General features: G+C 74.0%; 20 protein-coding genes, 3 tRNA genes and 1 pseudogene. 21 read left to right on the forward strand and 3 right to left on the reverse strand.

From position 1 onward, the window contains the following. Nucleotides 1–32 precede the first annotated feature (32 nt). From BJF77_RS05605 to BJF77_RS05635, 7 genes are all read left to right on the forward strand, one after another. Nucleotides 33–869, forward strand: a complete 837-nt coding sequence (locus BJF77_RS05605) for a fumarylacetoacetate hydrolase family protein (RefSeq protein WP_255396148.1) — start codon at nt 33–35, stop codon at nt 867–869. Continuing rightward, the gene (gltX, locus tag BJF77_RS05610) at nt 866–2377 is read left to right on the forward strand and encodes a glutamate--tRNA ligase (RefSeq protein ID WP_075871538.1); all 1512 of its coding nucleotides are present in this window, start codon (nt 866–868) and stop codon (nt 2375–2377) included. Before BJF77_RS05605 ends, gltX begins: the two co-directional genes overlap by 4 nt. A gap of 279 nt (nt 2378–2656) precedes the next feature. After that, the gene (locus tag BJF77_RS19915) at nt 2657–3079 is read left to right on the forward strand and encodes a hypothetical protein (RefSeq protein ID WP_075871539.1); all 423 of its coding nucleotides are present in this window, start codon (nt 2657–2659) and stop codon (nt 3077–3079) included. An 89-nt stretch (nt 3080–3168) separates the two neighbouring features. After that, a tRNA-Gln gene (locus BJF77_RS05620) sits at nt 3169–3240 on the forward strand. A gap of 21 nt (nt 3241–3261) precedes the next feature. Beyond that, nucleotides 3262–3334, forward strand: a tRNA-Glu gene (locus BJF77_RS05625). A 162-nt stretch (nt 3335–3496) separates the two neighbouring features. After that, a tRNA-Glu gene (locus BJF77_RS05630) sits at nt 3497–3572 on the forward strand. Nucleotides 3573–3756: 184 nt separating this feature from the next. Further along, the gene (locus BJF77_RS05635) at nt 3757–4095 is read left to right on the forward strand and encodes a hypothetical protein (RefSeq protein WP_075871540.1); all 339 of its coding nucleotides are present in this window, start codon (nt 3757–3759) and stop codon (nt 4093–4095) included. A 206-nt stretch (nt 4096–4301) separates the two neighbouring features. On the opposite strand, the gene BJF77_RS05640 is transcribed toward BJF77_RS05635, so the two are convergent. The 3 genes from BJF77_RS05640 to BJF77_RS05650 all read right to left on the reverse strand — a co-directional run bounded on the left by BJF77_RS05640 (nt 4302) and on the right by BJF77_RS05650 (nt 6682). Next, nucleotides 4302–4733: an OsmC family peroxiredoxin gene (locus tag BJF77_RS05640; RefSeq protein WP_075871541.1), complete on the reverse strand. Its 432-nt coding sequence runs from the start codon at nt 4731–4733 to the stop codon at nt 4302–4304. Nucleotides 4734–4895: 162 nt separating this feature from the next. Then, on the reverse strand, nt 4896–6152 hold the full coding sequence (locus BJF77_RS05645) for a heparan-alpha-glucosaminide N-acetyltransferase domain-containing protein (RefSeq protein WP_075871542.1): 1257 nt from the start codon (nt 6150–6152) through the stop codon (nt 4896–4898). Between the two features lie 137 nt (nt 6153–6289). Beyond that, nucleotides 6290–6682 (reverse strand): hypothetical protein, encoded by a 393-nt coding sequence (locus tag BJF77_RS05650; protein WP_075871543.1) that lies wholly within the window; start codon nt 6680–6682, stop codon nt 6290–6292. 226 nt (nt 6683–6908) lie between these two features. Here BJF77_RS05650 and BJF77_RS05655 point away from each other — a divergent pair, with 226 nt between their 5' ends. From BJF77_RS05655 to BJF77_RS05720, 14 genes and pseudogenes are all read left to right on the forward strand, one after another. Further along, nucleotides 6909–7631 (forward strand): response regulator transcription factor, encoded by a 723-nt coding sequence (locus BJF77_RS05655; RefSeq protein WP_047803536.1) that lies wholly within the window; start codon nt 6909–6911, stop codon nt 7629–7631. Beyond that, complete coding sequence (locus BJF77_RS05660) at nt 7628–8893, forward strand: cell wall metabolism sensor histidine kinase WalK (RefSeq protein WP_075871544.1); 1266 nt, start codon at nt 7628–7630, stop codon at nt 8891–8893. Before BJF77_RS05655 ends, BJF77_RS05660 begins: the two co-directional genes overlap by 4 nt. Beyond that, nucleotides 8890–11080, forward strand: a pseudogene (locus BJF77_RS05665) (heavy metal translocating P-type ATPase). The gene BJF77_RS05660 and the pseudogene BJF77_RS05665 overlap by 4 nt, the downstream one beginning before the upstream one ends. 38 nt (nt 11081–11118) lie before the next feature. Further along, the gene (locus BJF77_RS05670) at nt 11119–11802 is read left to right on the forward strand and encodes a DUF305 domain-containing protein (RefSeq protein WP_047803534.1); all 684 of its coding nucleotides are present in this window, start codon (nt 11119–11121) and stop codon (nt 11800–11802) included. Continuing rightward, nucleotides 11799–12071 carry an SHOCT domain-containing protein gene (locus tag BJF77_RS05675; RefSeq protein WP_047803533.1) on the forward strand — a complete coding sequence of 91 codons (273 nt, stop codon included), beginning with the start codon at nt 11799–11801 and terminating at the stop codon, nt 12069–12071. The genes BJF77_RS05670 and BJF77_RS05675 overlap by 4 nt, the downstream gene beginning before the upstream one ends. Then, nucleotides 12068–13597 (forward strand): multicopper oxidase family protein, encoded by a 1530-nt coding sequence (locus BJF77_RS05680; protein WP_075871545.1) that lies wholly within the window; start codon nt 12068–12070, stop codon nt 13595–13597. The genes BJF77_RS05675 and BJF77_RS05680 overlap by 4 nt, the downstream gene beginning before the upstream one ends. Nucleotides 13598–13611: 14 nt before the next feature. After that, nucleotides 13612–15006: an APC family permease gene (locus BJF77_RS05685; RefSeq protein WP_255396149.1), complete on the forward strand. Its 1395-nt coding sequence runs from the start codon at nt 13612–13614 to the stop codon at nt 15004–15006. 283 nt (nt 15007–15289) lie between these two features. Further along, a complete protein-coding gene (locus BJF77_RS05690) occupies nt 15290–16420 on the forward strand; it encodes a glutamate--cysteine ligase (RefSeq protein WP_255396150.1) in 1131 nt (376 codons plus the stop codon). Beyond that, the gene (locus BJF77_RS05695; protein WP_083664989.1) at nt 16417–17304 is read left to right on the forward strand and encodes an alpha/beta fold hydrolase; all 888 of its coding nucleotides are present in this window, start codon (nt 16417–16419) and stop codon (nt 17302–17304) included. Before BJF77_RS05690 ends, BJF77_RS05695 begins: the two co-directional genes overlap by 4 nt. Beyond that, nucleotides 17304–18005 (forward strand): triacylglycerol lipase, encoded by a 702-nt coding sequence (locus BJF77_RS05700; RefSeq protein ID WP_075871555.1) that lies wholly within the window; start codon nt 17304–17306, stop codon nt 18003–18005. Before BJF77_RS05695 ends, BJF77_RS05700 begins: the two co-directional genes overlap by 1 nt. A gap of 122 nt (nt 18006–18127) precedes the next feature. Next, on the forward strand, nt 18128–18394 hold the full coding sequence (locus BJF77_RS19920; protein WP_139318453.1) for an SHOCT domain-containing protein: 267 nt from the start codon (nt 18128–18130) through the stop codon (nt 18392–18394). 133 nt (nt 18395–18527) lie between these two features. Next, complete coding sequence (locus BJF77_RS05710; RefSeq protein WP_047803530.1) at nt 18528–18722, forward strand: DUF2795 domain-containing protein; 195 nt, start codon at nt 18528–18530, stop codon at nt 18720–18722. 216 nt (nt 18723–18938) lie between these two features. Then, the gene (locus BJF77_RS05715; RefSeq protein ID WP_047803529.1) at nt 18939–19346 is read left to right on the forward strand and encodes a four-helix bundle copper-binding protein; all 408 of its coding nucleotides are present in this window, start codon (nt 18939–18941) and stop codon (nt 19344–19346) included. Nucleotides 19347–19595: 249 nt separating this feature from the next. Further along, on the forward strand, nt 19596–19883 hold a 288-nt coding region (locus BJF77_RS05720; RefSeq protein ID WP_139318454.1), incomplete at its 3' end, for an HPP family protein.

Genomic DNA, 19883 nt, shown 5'->3' on the forward strand with positions numbered 1-19883 from the left:
CCGCCCCGCGGGCCGTGGGATAGCCTGGGGCCATGCGAATTGCCAGGTTCACCGTCGACAACGAGATCCACTTCGGCGCGGTCCAGGGCGCGCCCGGCGCCGAGACGGTCACCGTCCTCGCGGGCGACCCGTTCTACACCGGGGTCCACCCCACGGAGCAGCGCCACGAGCTCGCCGACGTCCGCCTCCTGGCCCCGGTGATCCCGCGCTCCAAGATCGTGTGCGTCGGGCGCAACTACGCCGACCACGCCGCGGAGCTGAGCAACGAGCTGCCCACCTCGCCGATGCTGTTCTTCAAGCCCAACACCTCCGTGGCCGGCCCCGGCGACCCGGTGACCCTGCCCCCGTGGACCGAGGAGGTCTCCTACGAGGCGGAGCTCGCCGTGGTGATCGGGCGGATGTGCAAGGACGTGCCCGTGGAGCGCGTGCGCGAGGTGGTCTTCGGCTACACCGCCGCCAACGACCTCACCGGCCGCGACGTGCAGCGCACCGACAACCAGTGGGCCCGCGCCAAGGGCTTCGACGGCGCCTGCCCGCTGGGACCTTGGATCGAGACCGACCTCGACACCTCCGCACTGGCCGTGCGCAGCCGCGTCAACGGGGAGACCAAGCAGGACGGCAGCACCCGGGACATGGTCTTCGACGTCCCGTTCCTCGTCTCCTACGTCTCCCAGGCGTTCACCCTGCTGCCCGGCGACGTGATCCTCACGGGCACGCCCGCCGGCGTCGGGATCGTCGACGAGGGCGACCGCATCGAGGTCGAGGTCGAGGGCATCGGCGTCCTGCCCACCGTCCTGCGCCGCTGCGCCCGCGGCCGCACGCCCCGCCCACCCATCCACGCACCCACCGACGTCCCGAAAGAGCCATGACCGAAAAGCCCGCCACCCCGGCCACCGCCTCCACCTCCTCGCCCGTGCGGGTGCGCTTCTGCCCGTCCCCGACCGGCACCCCGCACGTGGGACTGATCCGCACCGCGCTGTTCAACTGGGCCCACGCCCGCCACACCGGCGGGACCATGGTGTTCCGCGTCGAGGACACCGACACCCAGCGGGACTCCGAGGAGAGCTACCAGCAGCTGCTCGAGGCGCTGGCCTGGCTCGGCATCGACTGGGACGAGGGTGTGGAGACCGGTGGTCCGCACGCCCCCTACCGGCAGTCCCAGCGCCTGGACATCTACCGCGACGTCGCCGCGAAGCTGCTGGCGCACGGGGCCGTCTACGAGGCCTACTCGACCCCGGAGGAGGTCGAGGCCCGCCACCGCGCCGCCGGCCGCGACCCCAAGCTGGGCTACGACAACTACGACCGGGACCTCACCGAGGAGCAGATCGCGGCCCACCGGGCCGAGGGCCGGGAGCCGGTGCTGCGGCTGCGGATGCCGGACGAGGACATCGTGGTCCACGACATGATCCGCGGCGAGATCGTCTTCCGGGCCGGGTCCATCCCGGACTACGTCGTGGTGCGCGCCAACGGCCAGCCGCTGTACACCCTCACCAACCCGGTGGACGACGCCCTGATGGAGATCACCCACGTGCTCCGCGGGGAGGACCTGCTCTCCTCGACGCCGCGCCAGATCGCCCTCTTCCGCGTGCTGGTGGAGATCGGCGTCGCGCAGTACGTGCCCGAGTACGGGCACCTGCCCTACGTCATGGGGGAGGGCAACAAGAAGCTCTCCAAGCGCGACCCCGAGTCCAGCCTGTTCCACCTCAGGGACAGCGGCTTCGTCCCCGAGGGCCTGCTCAACTACCTGGCCCTGCTCGGCTGGTCCCTGTCCGCGGACGAGGACGTGTTCACCGTGGAGCAGCTGGTGGCCCACTTCGACGTCCACGACGTCCTGGCCAACCCGGCCCGCTTCGACCTCAAGAAGGCCACGGCCATCAACGGCACGCACGTGCGCCTGCTCGAGCCCGCCGACTTCCGCGACCGCCTTGTCCCTTACCTGCAGGCGGCGGGAGTGCTGGGGGAGACCCTGACCGAACGAGAGGCCGCGGTCCTCGACCAGGCCGCCCCGCTGGTGCAGGAGCGGATGAACCTGCTGGGGGAGGCCCCCGAGCTGCTGTCGTTCCTGTTCGCCGCCGACGACGAGATCGAGCTCGCCGACGACGCCCGCAAGCAGCTCAAGGACTCCGCCGGCGACGTCCTCCGGGCCGCCCTCGAGGCCCTGGAGCCCCTTGAGGACTGGCGCGCCCCGGCGCTGGAGACCGCCCTGCGCGAGGCGATCGTCGACGGGCTGGGCATCAAGCCCCGCCTCGCGTTCGGCCCCGTCCGCACCGCCGTGTCCGGGCGGCGGATCTCGCCGCCGCTGTTCGAGTCCCTGGAGATCCTCGGCAAGGACTCCTCCCTCGCCCGGATCCGCGCGCTCGCCGGACAGCTCGGCTGAGCCCCGCACCACGACGACGCCGGCCCCGGCCACCGCACACGGTGGGCGGGGCCGGCGTCGTCGTGCGGCCCGGGCGCGCGCGGGAGCGCGCGGCGGCGTAGCCTGGACCCAGGGGGCGATGGCCATGGACCGGACCGACGACGAGATCACCCGGATGCGCACCGGCCGCCCGCAGCACCGCAATCCGGTGCAGCGGGACACCATCACCTGGCTGCGCACCGGTGCCGAGACAGGCGGCGAGCACGCCCTGCTCCACGTCGAGGTGGAGCCCGGAGGGAGGTGCTCGCCCACTACCACCGCCGGATCGGGATGCACCTGCGGGTCCTGGAGGGGACCCTGCGCGTCCAGGTGGGGCACGTGGTGCGGGACCTCGGTCCCGGCCGCGAGGTGGAGATCCCGGAGGAGCACCTGTTCCGGTGGAAGAACCCGAGCGCCGCGTCGGCCCGGTTCGTCGTCGAGCTGCGTCCGGCCCCGGCCTGCCTCGAGAAGGGCCTGGCCGCCCTGTACGGCCTCGCTCGTGACGGGCGCACCCGCCGCGACGGCAGGCCGAGGAGCCTGCTCCGCACGGCGCTGCTGATGCAGTGGACCGACATCGGCCTGCCGGGGATCTACCGGTGGCTGGGGCCCGTGCTGCGGGGGCTCGCCGCAGCGGCCTGCCGGCGGGGGATCGACCGGGAGCTGGAGGAGCGCTACTGCCCGTGACCCCGATTTGCCGCCCCGGCCGAAGGCCGGTATAGTTTTCTTGCGTTGCGCCGGTCGGTGCGGGAAACCGCAGGGGCCGGGAACGACAGTGGGATATGGTGTAATTGGCAACACTACGGTTTCTGGTACCGTCATTCTAGGTTCGAGTCCTGGTATCCCAGCGCTGATCGCTCGATCAGTAGGGCCCCATCGTATAGCGGCCTAGTACGCCGCCCTCTCACGGCGGTAACGCGGGTTCGAATCCCGCTGGGGTCACCTCGAGAAGAACCCCCGGACTGGACGGTCCGGGGGTTCTTCCGCGTCCGGGTTCGGTGGAGCCGGCGCCGCGCGGTCCCGCACCGGGCGGTTCGGCGCCCCTCCCGGAACCTGGTACAGTGTACGAGTCCGGTGGCGGGAGGCCGCCGACCGGACAGCCGCGGCCCCATCGTATAGCGGCCTAGTACGCCGCCCTCTCACGGCGGTAACGCGGGTTCGAATCCCGCTGGGGTCACCAGCAGAAGCCCCCCGGACCGGACGGTTCCGGGGGGCTTCTCCGTGTCCGGGGGAGACGCGCTCCGCCGACCATCCGGCACCTGGACCACTAAGCACGCTGACAGTCCGGGCTCCGACTGCTACCGTGGCAGGACATCGCAGGACCCGGCGCCGGGTCTCCGGCGCCCACCGCCGAAGGAGCAGACGTGAACGACATCCCTCAGCACGACGACCTCCCGCTGCCCGACTACGATCACATGCCTGTCGGGGTGCTCGGCTCGAAGATCGCCGGTCTCGACGAGTCGGGCCTGCAGCAGCTGCTCGCCTACGAGCGCGCGCACGGGGACCGGCTGCCGGTCGTCCAGGTCCTCGAACGCCGGCTCGAGGCGCTGCGCCAGGGCGCCGAACCCAGTGGGCCGGTCCCCACCGAGGCCCCCGAGGTCTCCTCGTCCAGCCAGGGGTCCCCGGTCTCTCCGGAGACCTCCGGCCCGCCGATCAATCCGCCGTCCCAGGGCACGCCGTTCAATCCCGCCCAGCCGCGCTGACGGCTCCACCGCCGCACGGCTCGCGGCCCGGCGGTACGCCCGCTGCGGGCTCACACGTGCGCGGTGACGCCGGGGATCCGCATGCCCGGATCCGTCCGCCCGCCGCCGTCCGCACGGATGCCCGGAGCGATCACCCCGGTGCTGCTCTCGTGCGGCGCCGGGGGTGAGGACCCGCCGGGCCGGTCGCGGCCCGGCGGGTCCTGCGCTCAGGCCAGGGAGGCGTCCAGGGTGATGTCCACGGACAGGGCCTGGGAGACGGGGCAGTTCGCCTTGGCCTCGTCGGCCAGGCGCGCGAAGTCCTCGGCCGAGAGGTCCTCGACCTGCGCCTGCACGGTGAGCACGATGCCCGTGATGCCCTCACCGGCGACGAACGTCACCTCCGCGCTGGTGTCCAGGCGGGTGGGCGGGGTGTCGTTCTGCGCCAGCCCGTTGGACAGGGCCATGGCGAAGCAGGTGGCGTGGGCGGAGGCGATGAGCTCCTCGGGGCTCGTCCGCGGCCCCGCACCCTCCTCCGCGCGGGCCTTCCAGTCCACGTCGAACGGGCCCAGACCCGATCCGGACATGCGGGTGCTCCCCGAGCCGCTGAAGAGATCGCCGTTCCAGACAGTGCTGGCCTTGCTGACGACGGGTTTCGGCATGGTTCCTCCTGAGGTCCACGGCACGCGGGCGATCCGCCTGCCGGCGCCGGGCGGCGCTGCTGTCACGGTAACGGATCGGGCCGGCGGGTGAGAGCCCGGTGCCACCGGTTCCGCGCCCGGCGTGACGCCCGGCAGCGCAGGGGCCGGCGGGCGCGTCGGCCGCTAGCCGAGGGGCGTGCGCGGCGGCCCGGGATCGCGAGGCTTGGCCCGGTCCGCGACGGCGCGGGCGGTGGCGTGCGCGGCACCGGATACGACCCGCTCCAGCGGGCCTCGGCCGAAGGCGTGCCGCCAGGCCAGGGCCACGAGGGCGGAGACCACCAGGCAGGCGAGGAACCACAGCAGGGGGCTGCTGTAGTGCACCTCGGTGGAGAGCAGGACCAGCTGGGCGGCGTACAGGGTGAGGGCCATGGCGCCCATGGCGGTCAGCGGCAGCAGCCACGTGGCGAACTGCCGCTCCAGGAGCAGGAGGGCGGCGAGCGCCGCCAGGCTCACCCCCAGGCTCCACGCGACGGACAGCGGCGTGTTGACGTGCGGGGCGGCGATCACCTGCCACCACAGGGTGTTCGTGGGCAGCTCGCCCTCGGCCCCGAAGACGAGGATGTGCTCGAGGTCCGCCCGGGTCAGGGACTCGATGCTGTACAGGAGCACGTTGTAGCCGTCCGCGGCGTAGAGGAGCAGCCAGGAGAGGAGCTTCGAGAAGGCCGCGAGACCGAGCCCGGCCGCCAGGAGCCGGAGCTGGACGTGCAGGTTCTTGAGGTTGAGCCGGCCCACGGCCAGACCCGCCAGCAGATAGGCCAGGTAGGTCACCGCCGGGTACGCGCCCGTGACGAGCAGCTGCCAGAAGACCGCCACGGGCTCCGTGAACAGGCTCGCGAACGTCGGGTTCGCGTCCGTGTGCTCCGGCACCCGGTCGACGAGCCAGTGGATGAGCAGCGGCCCCAGCACCAGGAGGGCGCCGGAGCACGCCAGCAGGGTCCGTGCCCGCAGGCCCAGGAACGGCAGGGCGAGCAGGAAGAAGGCGCCGTAGTAGACGAGGATGCCGACGGCCGGAGGCTCCGGGGGCATCAGGTACCCGATCGTCAGGCCGACCAGCATGATGAGCAGGGCCCGCACGGCCGTCCCGGCCCGCACCGCCGCGAGATCCCTGCCCCGGCGCGGCCGGCGTCCTCCGGAGGCGAGGGCGAGCGCCACGCCGGCGAGCAGGGCGAAGAGCGCCGCGGAGTCCCCGGCGAAGAGCAGCCACGACAGCGTCGGCCTGTCGTTGTCCGGGTAGGCGTCCGGCAGGAAGTGGACGGCGGTCATGCCCACGAGCGCCAGGCCGCGGGCTGCGTCGACGGCGACCACCCGTCCGGCCGACCGGCGTGGATCTAGCCCGCCGGCGGCCTCCGTGGCCCGGTCCCGCGTGGAGTGGTCGTTCATGCGTCCCGCCGTTCTGTCTCTCGTCCCCCGGTGCGGCAGCGCTCAGGATCGTGCGTGCGCTGCCGCCAATCTTTGCACCCCCGGTCGTGGGCGCGGCAACGTTGCGCTCGGCGACCCGGCCGCGGCGGCCGGGTCCGTCAGGAGGCCGCGCTCAGCGCGGGCTCGGGCAGGGGGACGGGAAGCTCACCGGCACGGCGCTGCAGGATCCCGTGCCGCAGCCGGCGCCGGGCGTCCAGGGCGGTGGCCGCGTCGCCGGACGGGGGCTGCTCCGGGGTGACGATCTCCACGGCGTCGCCGAGGCCAGGATCCTGCGCCACCGCCTCGCGGAGCAGGTCGAGGGCGTGCGGGTCCAGATCGCGCACGCAGCTGAGGTCCAGGCGCACGGTGGCCGCGGGGAGCATCGTGCGGGCCCGTCGCAGCACGGGGTGCAGCCCCTGCTGGTTGACCGGGGTCACGGCACCGGTCACGTCGACGCGGACGTACCGGCCGTCGAGGTCCACCTCGACGAGGACGGAGATCTTGCGCTGCACAGGTGCACTCCTTCACGGGACGACCGGTCGTGCACCCCCGGCAACTGGTCAGCCTGCTGTCCGTCAGGGTGCCCTGGAATGCTAAGCCGACTGTCGGTCGTGGTGCAAGCCCGGGCTCCTCCGGGAGCGGGTGCGGTCCCGGGGCAATGCTGAAGAAATGACGAAGATCCGCGCGCAGGGCCCGCTCCGGCGGGACCGGCGACCCGCCCGGGAGGACACTGGACGCATGGGAACTGCTGTCGAGAACGCCGCCCGCCCGGCCGGACGGGTGCTGGTGGTGGACGACGAGAAGGCGCTCGCGGGAATGGTCGCGTCCTACCTGGTGCGGGCCGGGTACGACGTCGCCCAGGCGCACACCGGTCCGGCCGCCCTGGAGGCGGCGGGCGTCGGCGCGCCCGACGTCGTGATCCTGGACCTCGGCCTGCCCGGGCTGGACGGGGTCGAGGTGTGCCGGAGGATCCGTGCCTCCTCGGAGTGCTACGTCCTGATGCTGACCGCCCGCGGGGACGAGGAGGACCGGCTCGCCGGGCTGGCCACGGGTGCCGACGACTACATCACCAAGCCGTTCAGCGTCCGCGAGCTCGTCGCCCGCGTGCAGGCGGTCATGCGGCGCCCGCGCACCGTCGCCCGGCCGGACGGCGCCGTCGCGCCGCACGTGGTGGGGGACCTGGAGGTCGACGTCCCGGGCCGGCAGGTGCGGGTGGCGGGGGAGCGGGTGACCCTGACCCGCACCGAGTTCGACCTGCTGGCGGCCCTCGCCCAGCGGCCCCGGGAGGCGATGTCCCGCCGCCGGCTCATCGACGTGGTGTGGGACCCGGCCTGGGTGGGGGACGAGCACCTCGTGGACGTCCACATCGGCCACCTGCGGCGCAAGATCGGGGACGACCCGGCCGCGCCGCGCTACGTGGAGACCGTCCGCGGGATCGGCTACCGGATGGTGGCACCGTGACGGCGCGGCGCGAGCGCGGCCTGGCGGCGCGCTTCCTGCTCGCCCAGCTGCTGGTGGTGGCGGCGAGCGTGCTCGCCGCGGCGGTCGTGGCCTCCCTCGCCGGTCCGCCGCTGTTCCACGAGCATCTGGTGCGCGCCGGCGCCGGGCCGGACCCGGCCCAGCTGATGCACGTCGAGCGGGCCTATCGGGACGCCGGCCTGTGGACGCTCGGCGTGGCCCTGGTCACGGCGCTGGCCTGCGCGCTGGCCGTCAGTGCCTCCCTGGCCCGCCGGCTGCGCGGTCCGCTCGCCGCCCTCACCCGGGCCGCGCAGGACCTGGCCCGGGGCCGCTGGGGCGCCCGGGTCCCGGCGATGGGTGCCGGCAGCGAGGTCGACGCCCTGGCGGCCGCCTTCAACGTGATGGCCGCCGAGCTCGAGGCCACCGAGGGCGTCCGGCGCCGGATGCTCTCCGACCTCGCGCACGAGATGCGCACCCCCCTGTCCGTGCTCGGCGTCTACCTCGAGGGGCTCGAGGACGGCGTCACCGAGTTCGACGTGAGCACCGGCGCCGTCCTGGCCGAACAGCTCTCCCGGCTCACACGGCTGGTGGAGGACATCGACGACGTCTCCCGCGCCGAGGAGGGGCGCATGGTCCTGGAGCGCTCACCCGTGGCCGTGGCGCAGCTGCTGGGCGCCGCCGCGGACGCGGCCCGGGAGGCCGGTGCCGCCAAGGGGGTGGCGCTGCGGGTCGAGGACGACGCACCCGGTGCGGTCCTGCCAGTCGACCCGCAGCGGATGGGGCAGGTGCTGGGCAACCTGCTCTCCAACGCCCTGCGCCACACCCCGTCCGGCGGGGAGGTGGTCCTCGGCGCCGCCCGGGCCGGCACCACGGCGGTGGTGCTGCGGGTCGACGACACGGGGGAGGGCATCGCGGCGGAGCACCTGCCGCACGTCTTCGAGCGCTTCTACCGCGGGGACACCGCCCGGGACCGGGAGCACGGCGGCTCCGGCATCGGGCTCACCATCTCCAGGGCCCTCGTGGAGGCCCACGGCGGTGCGCTCGAGGCGAGCTCGGCCGGCCCCGGGCGGGGCGCCGAGTTCCGGGTGGTGCTGCCCGTCCGGTGCGCGGTGCCCTCCGACCACGCGGTGCCGGCGGCCGACCCCTTGAGTTATACCCCAGGGGGGTATACTCTCGGGGGCACGGACGGGCCCCGGGCGGCACGCGGCGCGGTCGCACCGGAGCCGCCGCCCATGTCGCGCAGCCGCGGAAGGAGCTCGTCATGAACGCCCCGGACACCCACCCGGACCAGCACGGGGACGGCCTCGGACGCCACCCCGGCGACGCCGAGACACACGGGCAGGCCATGCCGCACGGTCCCGCCCACTCGGCCGTGGACGAGGAGCACACGGTCCACACCCACGGCGAGCACGCCGGCCACTCCACGGCGATGTTCAAGAACCGGTTCTGGCTCTGCCTCGCGCTGGCGGTCCCGGTGGTGGTCCTCAGCCCGATGGTCGGCCACCTGCTGGGCTACCACGTTCCCGGGTTCCCGGGCTCGGCCTGGCTGCCGCCGGTGCTGGGAACGGTGATCTTCGGCTACGGCGGACTGCCCTCCTACGGGGAGGGCTCACCGAGCTGAGGTCCCGGCAGCCCGGGATGATGCTGCTGATCGCCATGGCGATCTCGGTCGCGTTCGTCGCCTCGTGGGTCACCACGCTCGGCATCGGCGGCTTCGAGCTGGACTTCTGGTGGGAGCTGGCCCTGCTCGTGGTGATCATGCTGCTGGGCCACTGGATGGAGATGCGCGCCCTGGGTGCGGCCTCGAGCGCCCTGGACGCCCTGGCGGCCCTGCTGCCCGACGAGGCGGAGAAGGTCGTGGCGGACGGGACCGTGACCGTGCGGATCGGCGAGCTCTCCGCGGGCGACGTGGTGCTGGTCCGCTCCGGGGCCCGCGTGCCGGCCGACGGGGTGGTCCTCGACGGGACGGCGGAGTTCGACGAGTCCATGATCACGGGCGAGTCCCGGACCGTCTCCCGGTCGCCCGGCGACACGGTCGTGGCGGGGACGGTCGCCACCGACAGCACCGTGCGGGTGCGGGTCGAGGCCGTGGGGGCCGACACCGCCCTGGCCGGCATCCAGCGGATGGTCGCCGACGCCCAGGAGTCCTCGTCCCGCGCCCAGGCCCTGGCCGACCGCGCCGCCGCGCTGCTGTTCTGGTTCGCCCTGGCGGCCGGCATCCTCACCGCCGTCGCCTGGACGCTCCTGGGCAGCCCCGACGACGCGGTGGTCCGGACGGTCACCGTGCTGGTCATCGCCTGCCCCCACGCCCTGGGGCTGGCCATCCCCCTGGTCATCGCCATCTCCACCGAGCGCGCCGCCCGCGCCGGGGTGCTGATCAAGGATCGTCTGGCACTGGAGCGGATGCGCACCATCGACGTGGTCCTGTTCGACAAGACCGGCACCCTCACCGAGGCGCCCACGCCGTCACCGGCGCCGCCCCCGTGCCCGGCACCTCCGAGGGCGAGCTCCTCGCCCTGGCCGCCGCGGCCGAGGCCGACAGCGAGCACCCGGTGGGCCGGGCCATCGTCACCGCCGCCGCGCACGACGCCGCCGCGCGGCGGCTCGACCTGCGCGGCACCGACTTTCGAGCGGCCACCGGCCGGGGCGTGAGCGCCACCGTCGAGGGCGCCCGGATCACGGTCGGCGGGCCCAACCTGCTGCGCGAGCTCCGCCTCGAGACCCCCGCCGCCCTGGGGCCGACGGTCCGCGAGTGGACCGCCCGCGGCGCCGGCGTGCTCCACGTGCTGCGCGACGGGCAGGTCCTCGGCGCCCTGGCCCTGGAGGACACGGTCCGCGCGGAGTCCCGCGCCGCGGTGGCCGCCCTGCAGGACCGCGGGGTGAAGGTCGCCATGATCACCGGCGACGCCCGCCAGGTCGCCGACGCCGTGGGCGCCGAGCTGGGCATCGACGAGGTCTTCGCCGAGGTCCTCCCGCAGGACAAGGACAGCAAGGTCGTCGAGCTGCAGGACCGCGGCATGACCGTGGCGATGGTCGGCGACGGCGTCAACGACGCCCCGGCCCTGGCCCGCGCCGAGGTGGGCATCGCGATCGGGGCCGGCACCGACGTGGCCATGGAGTCCGCCGGGGTGGTCCTGGCGGGCAACGACCCCCGCTCGGTGCTGTCGATGATCGACCTCTCCCGGGCCAGCTACACCAAGATGATCCAGAACCTGGTGTGGGCGGCCGGCTACAACGTCGTCGCCGTTCCCCTGGCCGCCGGTGTCCTCGCGTCCGCCGGGATCGTGCTGTCCCCGGCCGTCGGCGCGGTCCTGATGTCGGTCTCCACCATCGTCGTCGCCCTCAACGCCCAGCTGCTGCGCCGGCTCGACCTGTCCCCGGCCCACCTGGCCGCCACCGGCGCCGAGTCCGGCCGCGCGGAGGCGCGGCCCCCCTCCGTCCCGGCCCGCTGACCGACCACCCCGCAGACACCGAACGAAGGACTGACACCATGACCCGCACCACCACGCTCCCCGCCCTCGCGCTCGCCGCCGTGCTCGCACTCGCCGGCTGCGGGAACGGCCAGGAGGCGGAGACGCCGGCCACCGGCGGCGCGAGCCCCGCCGCGGACGCCACACCGACCGGGAGCACCCCGACCGCGAACACGTCGACCGGGTCCGCGCCGGCCTCCGAAGCCGCCGCGGAGATCTCCGGCGAGCACAACGACGCCGACGTCATGTTCGCGCAGATGATGATCCCCCACCACGAGCAGGCGGTGCAGATGAGCGAGATCCTCCTGGGCAAGGACGGTGTCCCCCAGGACGTCCGGGACCTCGCCGAGCGGGTGGCGCAGACGCAGGAGCCCGAGATCGAGCAGATGCAGGCGATGCTGACGGCCTGGGACGCTCCCGCGACCCCGGACGAGTCGGCCACGGCCCACGGCGGCCACGGCTCCGGCATGGTCGACGAGCAGGGCATGAACTGGCTGCGCGAGGCCGAGGAGGGGCCCGAGGCCGCCGGACTGTACCTGGAGCAGATGATCCGCCACCACGAGGGCGCCACCGAGATGGCCCGCGACCAGGTGGAGGAGGGATCCAACCCGGAGGCCGTCGAGCTCGCCGGAGAGATCGTCGAGGCCCAGGAGTCGGAGATCGAGGAGATGAGGACGATGCTGGAGGAGCTGGATCGGCCATGATGTGGGGCGACGGCATGGGCTGGGGCATGGGCTGGATGTGGATCTTCTGGCTCCTGCTGATCGTGGGCACGGTGCTCCTGGTGGTCGTGCTCGTGAAGCTGCTGACCGGCGGCGAGAGCGGCCGGAGCCGCCGCAACGGTCGCGCCTCGCCGTCCGGTCCGCGACCCCGCCGGTCCCTCGAGATCCTGGAGGAGCGCTACGCGCGCGGGGAGATCAGCACCGAGGAGTACCGCGAACGGCTGCGCACCCTGGAGGAGGGCGACCGGTGAGCCCGCTGACGCGCCGGCAGCTGCTGGCCCTGGGAGCCGCCGGGGCGGGCGCCGCGGCCGTGGGCGGGGCGGGGCTGTGGTGGACCGGCGGCGGCGAGGCCCTCGGCGGCGGCCGCGGACTGGTCCAGCCCGAGGTGCTGAGCGCCGCCGACGGACTGCTCGAGCTGGACCTGGCCGCCGCCCCCGCCACGGTCCGCGTCGGGGCGCGCACGGCGCACGTCCGGGCCTTCAACGGCTCCCTGCCCGGCCCCACCCTGCGGCTGCGGCCCGGGGACACGCTGCGGGTGGCGATGACCAACCGGCTGGAGGCCCCGACCAACCTGCACGTGCACGGCCTGCACATCTCCCCGGAGGGCCACGGGGACAACCCGTTCGTGAGCATCGCACCGGGGGAGTCCTTCGACTACGACTTCGCCCTGCCGGAGGACCACCCGTCGGGCACCTACTGGTACCACCCGCACCGGCACGGCCACGTGGCCGACCAGCTGGCGGCCGGCCTCTACGGTGCGATCGTCGTCGAGGGCCCCGACCCCGTCCCGGTGACGCGCGAGCGCGTCCTGGTCGTCTCGGACATCACCCTGGACGCCTCCGGCGAGCTCGCCGCGGTCTCCCCGCCGGAGCAGATGATGGGCCGGGAGGGCGAGACCGTGCTGGTCAACGGCCAGGTCCGTCCCGCGGCCACCGCCGCCCCCGGGGAGCGGGAGCTGTGGCGGGTCGTCAACGCCTGCCCGGCCCGGTTCCTGCGGCTGACCCTCGACGGCCAGACCCTGCGGCTGTCCGGACGCGACGTCGGCCGCCTGCCCGCACCGCGCGAGATCACCGAGGTGACCCTGGCCCCCGGCAATCGGGTGGAGCTGCTGGTGGACACCCGCGGGGGCACTTCCACGTTGACCGCCGCCCCGGTGGACCGCGGGAGCATGGACGGCATGATGGGCGGGCGGACGCCCGGGGACGGCCCGGGCAACGACGAGCCGATCGAGCTGCTCACCCTGGAGGTCACCGGGGCCCCGGCTGGGGCCGTGGGTCCGGTGCCGGCCGGGCCCGCGCCGCGGGACCTGCGCGGGGAGCCCGTGGCCGCCCGGCGGACCCTGGACTTCGCCATGGGCATGGACGGCGGCATGATGGGCGGCGGGATGATGGGCAGCACGCGCGGTCCCGGCTCGATGATGACCTTCACGATCAACGGGGAGCCGTTCGACGAGGACCGCACCGACCAGCGCGTCGCCCCGGGGACCGTGGAGGAGTGGACGCTGACCAACTCCAGTCCCATGGACCACCCGATGCACCTGCATGTCTGGCCGATGCAGGTCGTGGCGGACGGGGACGGGGACGTCGACACCCCTCTCTGGCTGGACGTGGTCAACATCCCGGCCTTCGGAGAGGTGGTGGTTCGGGTGGCCTTCGACGACTTCTCCGGCCGCACCGTCTACCACTGCCACATCCTCGACCACGAGGACCTCGGCATGATGGGCACCGTCAGGTCCGCTGACCGCACAGCCCACCGCACCGACGCACCCACCCACTGATCCGGAGGAGGACCGTGGAACGCCACGACACGCACGACGACACCCACGACGACACGCACGAGCACCGGACGATGCAGCAGGAGCAGACGCACGGAACGGACCGGGAGCAGGACCGGGACCAGAAGCTGTCCCTGACCGGGTCCGTCGCCCTGGGGACGGGGGTGATGATCGGCGCGGGCATCTTCGCCCTGGTGGGGCAGGTGGCCGAGCTGGCCGGCGGCTGGGTGCCGTGGGCGTTCCTCGCCGGGGCCGTGGTCGTCGCTTTCAGCTCCTACTCCTACATCCGTTACTCGACCGCCAACCCGTCCTCCGGCGGGATCGCCATGCTGCTCAAGGCCGCCTACGGCCCCGGGGTGGTGGCCGGGTCCTTCGCCCTGTTCATGTACGTCTCGATGATCCTCGCCCAGTCCCTGCTCGGGCGCACCTTCGGCACCTACCTGCTGCGCCCGTTCGGAATGCAGAACTCGGCCGTGTGGGTGCCGGTGCTGGCGGTGGTGGCGATCGTTGCCGCGGCGCTGGTGAACCTCGTGGGCAACCGCTGGGTGGAGCGCTCCGCCACGGTGACGGCCGCGCTCAAGATCGCCGGCATCGGGATCCTGGCCGTCGGCGGGATCCTCGCCGCCGGCGTCGACTCGCTGGGCCGGCTGGTCACCGTCGCCGACCGCACCCCGCCGGAGGCGGGGTGGCCGGGCTTCCTGGCAGGGGTCACCCTGTGCATCCTCGCCTACAAGGGCTTCACCACGATCACCAACCAGGGTGCGGACCTGGCCCGTCCCGAGCGCAACATCGGCCGCTCCATCATGATCTCCATCGCCCTGTGCACCGTGCTCTACCTGCTGATCACGGTGGCCGTCACCGGCAGCCTGAGCGTGCCGGAGATCGTGGCCGCTCGCGACTACGCGCTCGCCGAGGCGGCCGAGCCCATGTTCGGCGTCTGGGGCGTGCGGCTGACCGTGGCCATCGCGGTCGTCGCCACGCTCTCGGGCCTGGTCGCGAGCCTGTTCGCGGTCTCGAAGCTCTACGACATGCTCCGGGACATGGGTCAGGCTCCCGGGCTGCCGGGGAAGGAAGGCCACCAGTCGCTCTACATTACGGCGGGACTGGCCATCGTCATGGCCGCCTTTTTCGACCTGTCCCAGATCGCCGCGCTGGGGGCGATCCTCTACCTGGCGATGGACATCGCCATCCACCTCGGCATCCTCCGCCACCTCAAGGACGACGTGCAGGCCAGGCCCTGGATCCCCTGGGTCGCGATCGCCCTCGACGTCGCGGTGCTCGTGCCGTTCGTGCTGCTGAAGGCCCAGGCGGACCCGTTCACCCTGGTGGTCACCGCCGTGGTGGCCGCGGTGATCGTCGCCGCCCAGTGGGTCACGGTGCGCCGCCGGTCCGGCGCCTCGGAGGGCCGGTAGCCGGAGCAGGCTCCGGCCGAGCGTGGAACCACCGGTCCTCCGGGGCCCGGAGCGGCCCGGATCGCGCCGGGCCGCACCGCCCGAGGCCGCTGCCCGGCACCACGCCCGCGCGACGGGGGCCGGGCAGGACCGACGCCGTGCCGGGCGCGTCCGAGGGGCTCGTCCCGCGCGTCGGAACGGGTCCGGGCACCGCGCTCGCCGGGACCCGGGTGCTACGCTCCGATGAGCGCGACGACACGCCGCGACAGGCCTCGGCCTGCCGACCCGGATGGAGGCGAACACCGTGCCCCCGTATCCCAACACGTCCGGCACCGACGGCCGGGGCCGCACCTTCGGCGTCGAGGAGGAGCTGCTCCTCGTGGACGCCGAGACCCTCGAGTGCGCGGCGGTGAGCCGCGACGTGGTCCGCGACCACGACCGGCACCCGGCGGACTCCGGACACCGGATCACCACCGAGCTGCAGCAGGAGCAGATCGAGGTCGCCGGGCCCCCGGTGCAGGGACTCGCGGAGCAGCTCGCGGCGATCCGCCAGGGCCGGGCCCTGTTGGACGCCGCGGCGCGCCGCGCGGGAGCCAGGGCCGTGGCCCTGGCCTCACCGGTGTTCCCGGCCCGGCCCCACCTCGTGCCCCAGCCCCGCTACGAGTGGCTGCGCGAGCGCTACGGCCTGGTCGTCGATGAGCAGCTGACCTGCGGGCTGCACGTCCACGTGGGGATCTCCGATCCGGACGAGGGCGTCGCCGTGCTGGACCGGATCCGGGGCTGGCTCCCGGTGCTCCTGGCGCTCAGCGTCAACTCGCCCTTCTGGTACGGCCGGGACACCGGTTTCGGCAGCCACCGGTACCAGACGTGGAGCCGCTGGCCAACGGCCGGCCCCGACGAGCTCCTGGGCACGGTCCAGGAGTACGACCGCCGGTGCGCGGCCCTGCTGCGCTCCGGGGTGGCCCTCGACCGCGGCATGCTGTACTTCGACGCCAGGCTCTCCGCGCGATACCCCACCGTGGAGATCCGTGTCGCCGACGTGTGCCTCGAGGCCGAGCACGCCGCGGTGCTCGCAGTCCTCACCCGCGCCCTGGTCGAGACGGCTGCCGCGCAGTGGCGGGCCGGCGACCCGGCGCCGCCGACCGGCGTGCGGCAGCTGCGCGCCTGGTCGTGGCAGGCCAGCGCCTCCGGGGTCGACGGAGCGCTGGTCAGCCCGGTCTCCGGCGCGGCCGCGCCCGCGGCGGGGGTCGTGGCCGAGCTCCTGACGCACGTGCGCCCCGCGCTCGAGGAACAGGGCGAGCAGGAGTCCGTGGCCGGGACCGTGGCGGGCCTCCTGCGCGGAGGATCGGGGGCGCGGCGTCAGCGCGAGGCCTGGGCCGCGCGGCAGGACCCGCGCGACGTGGTCCGCGCGGCCCTCGAGGCGACCCACCGGTGAGCGGGGGCGGCAAGGGCGGGGAGGACCCCGTGCGCGCGGACCCCGGCCGGGCCGGGGCGGGGGAGCACGCCGCACTCCCGGCCACGGGCGACGGCCGGGTGCGCCGGCATCCGCTGCTCCGGCGGCGCCGCCTCGTCGTCGGGCCCCACACGGTGGACGTGCGCGGGACCTTCGCCCCCGCGCTGCCGCCGGTGGTCCTGGTGCACGGGGTCGGGATGTCGGGGGCGTACTTCCTGCGCCTGGCCGACGAGCTGGCCGCGACCCGGGACGTGTACGCCCTCGACCTGCCGGGCTACGGCACGACGCCGAAGCCGCGGCGGCCCCTCTACGTGGCCGAGCTGGGGGAGGCCGCCGCGGGGGCGGTCGCGGCGCTGGGACTCTCGGGGCCCGTCCTCATCGGGCACTCCATGGGCTGCCAGATCGTCGTGGACGCCGTCAGGGACCACCCCGGACTGTGCTCGGGCTACGTCCTGGTCGGCCCGACCGTGGACCCGGACGCGCCCAGCCGGCCCGGCCAGGCGTGGCGGTTGCTGCGGGACACGCTGCGCGAGCCGCCGCCGACCAATGCCCTCGTCCTCCGCGACTACCTGCGGATGGGCCCGCTCCGCTACCTGCGCACCGCCCGGTCCATGGTCCGGGACCGGATCGGGGAGGACATCCGGGGCTGCACGGTTCCGGGCCTGCTGGTGCGCGGAGGACGAGACCCGATCGCGCCGCGGGACTGGGTGCGGCGACTGGCCCGGGCCGCACCCGACGCCCGGGTGGTGGAGATCCCCGGTGCCCCGCACAACGTCCAGCACACCGACCCGAAGGAGCTCGCCGCAGCATGCGCCCCCTTTCTCGACGCCTGCCGACCCGCCCGCCGTCCGGACGGCTCGGCGTGATGCCGCGCCGGCTGGCGGAGGCGGGGGCCAACCTCGCGGCCTGGGCGCAGGACTACGCCTACGCCCTGCGCTGGCAGGCGGCCGGATTCCTCGGCCGGTGGGACCCGGCGCACTACCGGGCACCGGCCGATCCGGAGCGGACGCCGGTCGTGCTGATCCCCGGGATCTACGAGTCCTGGACCTTCCTGCTGCCCGTGGCCGGGATGCTGCGGGAGCACGGGCACGACGTGCACGTGGTCGAGGACCTGAAGTTCAACACCGGCACCATCCAGGAGATGGCCGAGCTGGTGGACGCGCACCTGCGCACGGCCGGCGTGGAGCGGTGCGTGCTCGTGGCGCACAGCAAGGGCGGGCTGATCGGCAAGCACCTCCTGGCCCACCACAACCGGGGCGCCGGGATCCACGGGCTCGTGACGGTCAACACCCCGTTCTCCGGGTCCGAGCTGGCCCGGCTGATGCCGCTGTCCACCATCCGGGTGTTCCTGCCGCACTCCCCGGAGCTCACCGCGCTGACCACCCAGCAGGCGGTGAACCGGGACATCGTCTCGATCTACGGCCGCTTCGACCCGCACATCCCCGGCGGCAGCCGCCTGGAGGGCGCCCACAACGTCCAACTCGGGACCCGCGGGCACTTCCTGCCCCTGAACGATCCCCGGGTGCACCGGGCGATCCTCGACGGGATCCGCACGCTGACCCGCTGACCGGCCTCCCGGGCCCGGGGGCGTCGGGGGTGGCTGGTACTCTCCGCCCATCGTCCGTGCTCCGGCGGTTGGCGCCGGGACGCGGGGACGACGTCGGAGGGGACGGTGGCACCGTGGTCGTGATGGGACTGACGCCCTTCCAGGGCTGGGAAGCCGTGTCCTGGGTGCTGCTGCTCCTCACGGCCGGGTGGGGGCTGATCCGGCTGGTGCGCGGGCTCGTGCTGCGCTACGGGAGCAACACCCGGTGGGGCCGGCGGACCCGCACCCGGCTGGGGCTGCGCCGGGCCCGCGACGACCTGCTGGAGCGCCACGCCCGCGGGGAGATCACCGAGGCGGAGTACCTGGAACGGCTGCGCGTCCTCGAGCAGGAGGGCCGGTCCGGTCCGTGACCGCGTCGGCTCCCCGGGGCGACGCGCGGTCCGCGGGCCGGGGCTGACGCATGGCAAGCAGGCTGACAGACTGGGGGTGTTCGTGTTCCGCCGACCCGGCGGGACGAGACCTCGCGACGACAAGGAGATTCCCATGTCCGACAAGCCCAACCCCATCGAGCTGCAGAAGCACCTCAGCGGCCTGGACTACCCGGTCAGCAAGGACGAGGTCGTGCAGAAGGCGCAGGACTCCGGTGCGGACGACTCGATCCTCGAGGCGCTGCGCAACCTTCCGGAGCAGCAGTACGAGAAGCCCACGCACGTGACCGAGGCCGTCTTCGGCGAGTAGGACCCGCGGACCCGTGTCCGGCAGGGCCCGCGGCGCGCGCCGCGGGGCCTGCCGGACTCCGGAGGGCTTCATCGAATCTTCAGGGTTCCGGGCTTCATCCGCCGGAACGGACAGTCTACTGTCGATCCTGTGGGGTGCGGCCGGCGCCGGGCTCCATCCAGCACCGCAGGACAGGTGGCCGTGGCCCGGCCGCCGATCGGACGAAGGAGCGAGACCATGACCCATGTGACATCGATGCTCGAGACCTACCCGAAGGACCTCGGCGGGGTGGACCGTCAGAAGCTGGCCGAGTGCATCGCGGCGTGCTTCGAGTGCGCCCAGACCTGTACCGCCTGTGCCGACGCGTGCCTGTCGGAGGACTCGGTCGCCGAGCTGACCAAGTGCATCCGCACCAACCTGGACTGCGCCGACGTCTGCGCCACCACGGGCAACGTCCTCTCCCGGCACACCGGCTACGACGCCAACCTGACCCGGGTGGTGCTCCAGGCCTGCCAGGCGGCCTGCAAGGCCTGCGGGGACGAGTGCGCCCAGCACGCGGAGATGCACGAGCACTGCAAGGTCTGCGCGGAGGCCTGCCGCCGCTGCGAGCAGGCCTGCGCCGACCTGATCAGCTCCCTGGGCTGACCCCGCACCGGCGAGCGAGGGGCCTGTTCCGCGGACGGGCCCCTCGCTCGCTGTTCCGCTCCGCGGTCGGCGGTCTGCGCCGGCCGATCGCGCGGCGGTCGGCCGGCGGCCGGCGTCGGGCGCGGCCGAGGCACGCAGGGGACGGAGGGAGCGCAGGATGCTGCAGGGACTGAAGACCAGGGCCGGCGCGGTGGGCGCGGGCCTGTACGCCGCCGCGCTCTCCCTCGTGGTGCTGGCGCCTCCGGCGGGGTGGGCCTCCTGCTCCATCAGCCGTGGCTGTTCCCCAGCCTGGGGCCCACCGTCATGCTGTTCTTCGAGTCCCCCGGACAACGGGCCTCGCGGCCGCTCAACGCCCCGGTCGGGCACGGGGCCGGCCTGCTCGCCGGGACCGCCGTCCTCTACGGCCTCGGTCTGCAGGACGACCCGCCCGTCCCGTCCGACGGGCTCACCCCGGCCTACCTGCTGGCCGGGGCCCTTTCGGTCGCGCTGACCACGCTGGTCCTCACCGCGGTCAGGAACCCGCACCCACCGGCCGGG

Source organism: Kocuria sp. CNJ-770, assembly GCF_001942375.1.
GTDB classification, from domain to species: domain Bacteria; phylum Actinomycetota; class Actinomycetes; order Actinomycetales; family Micrococcaceae; genus Kocuria; species Kocuria oceani.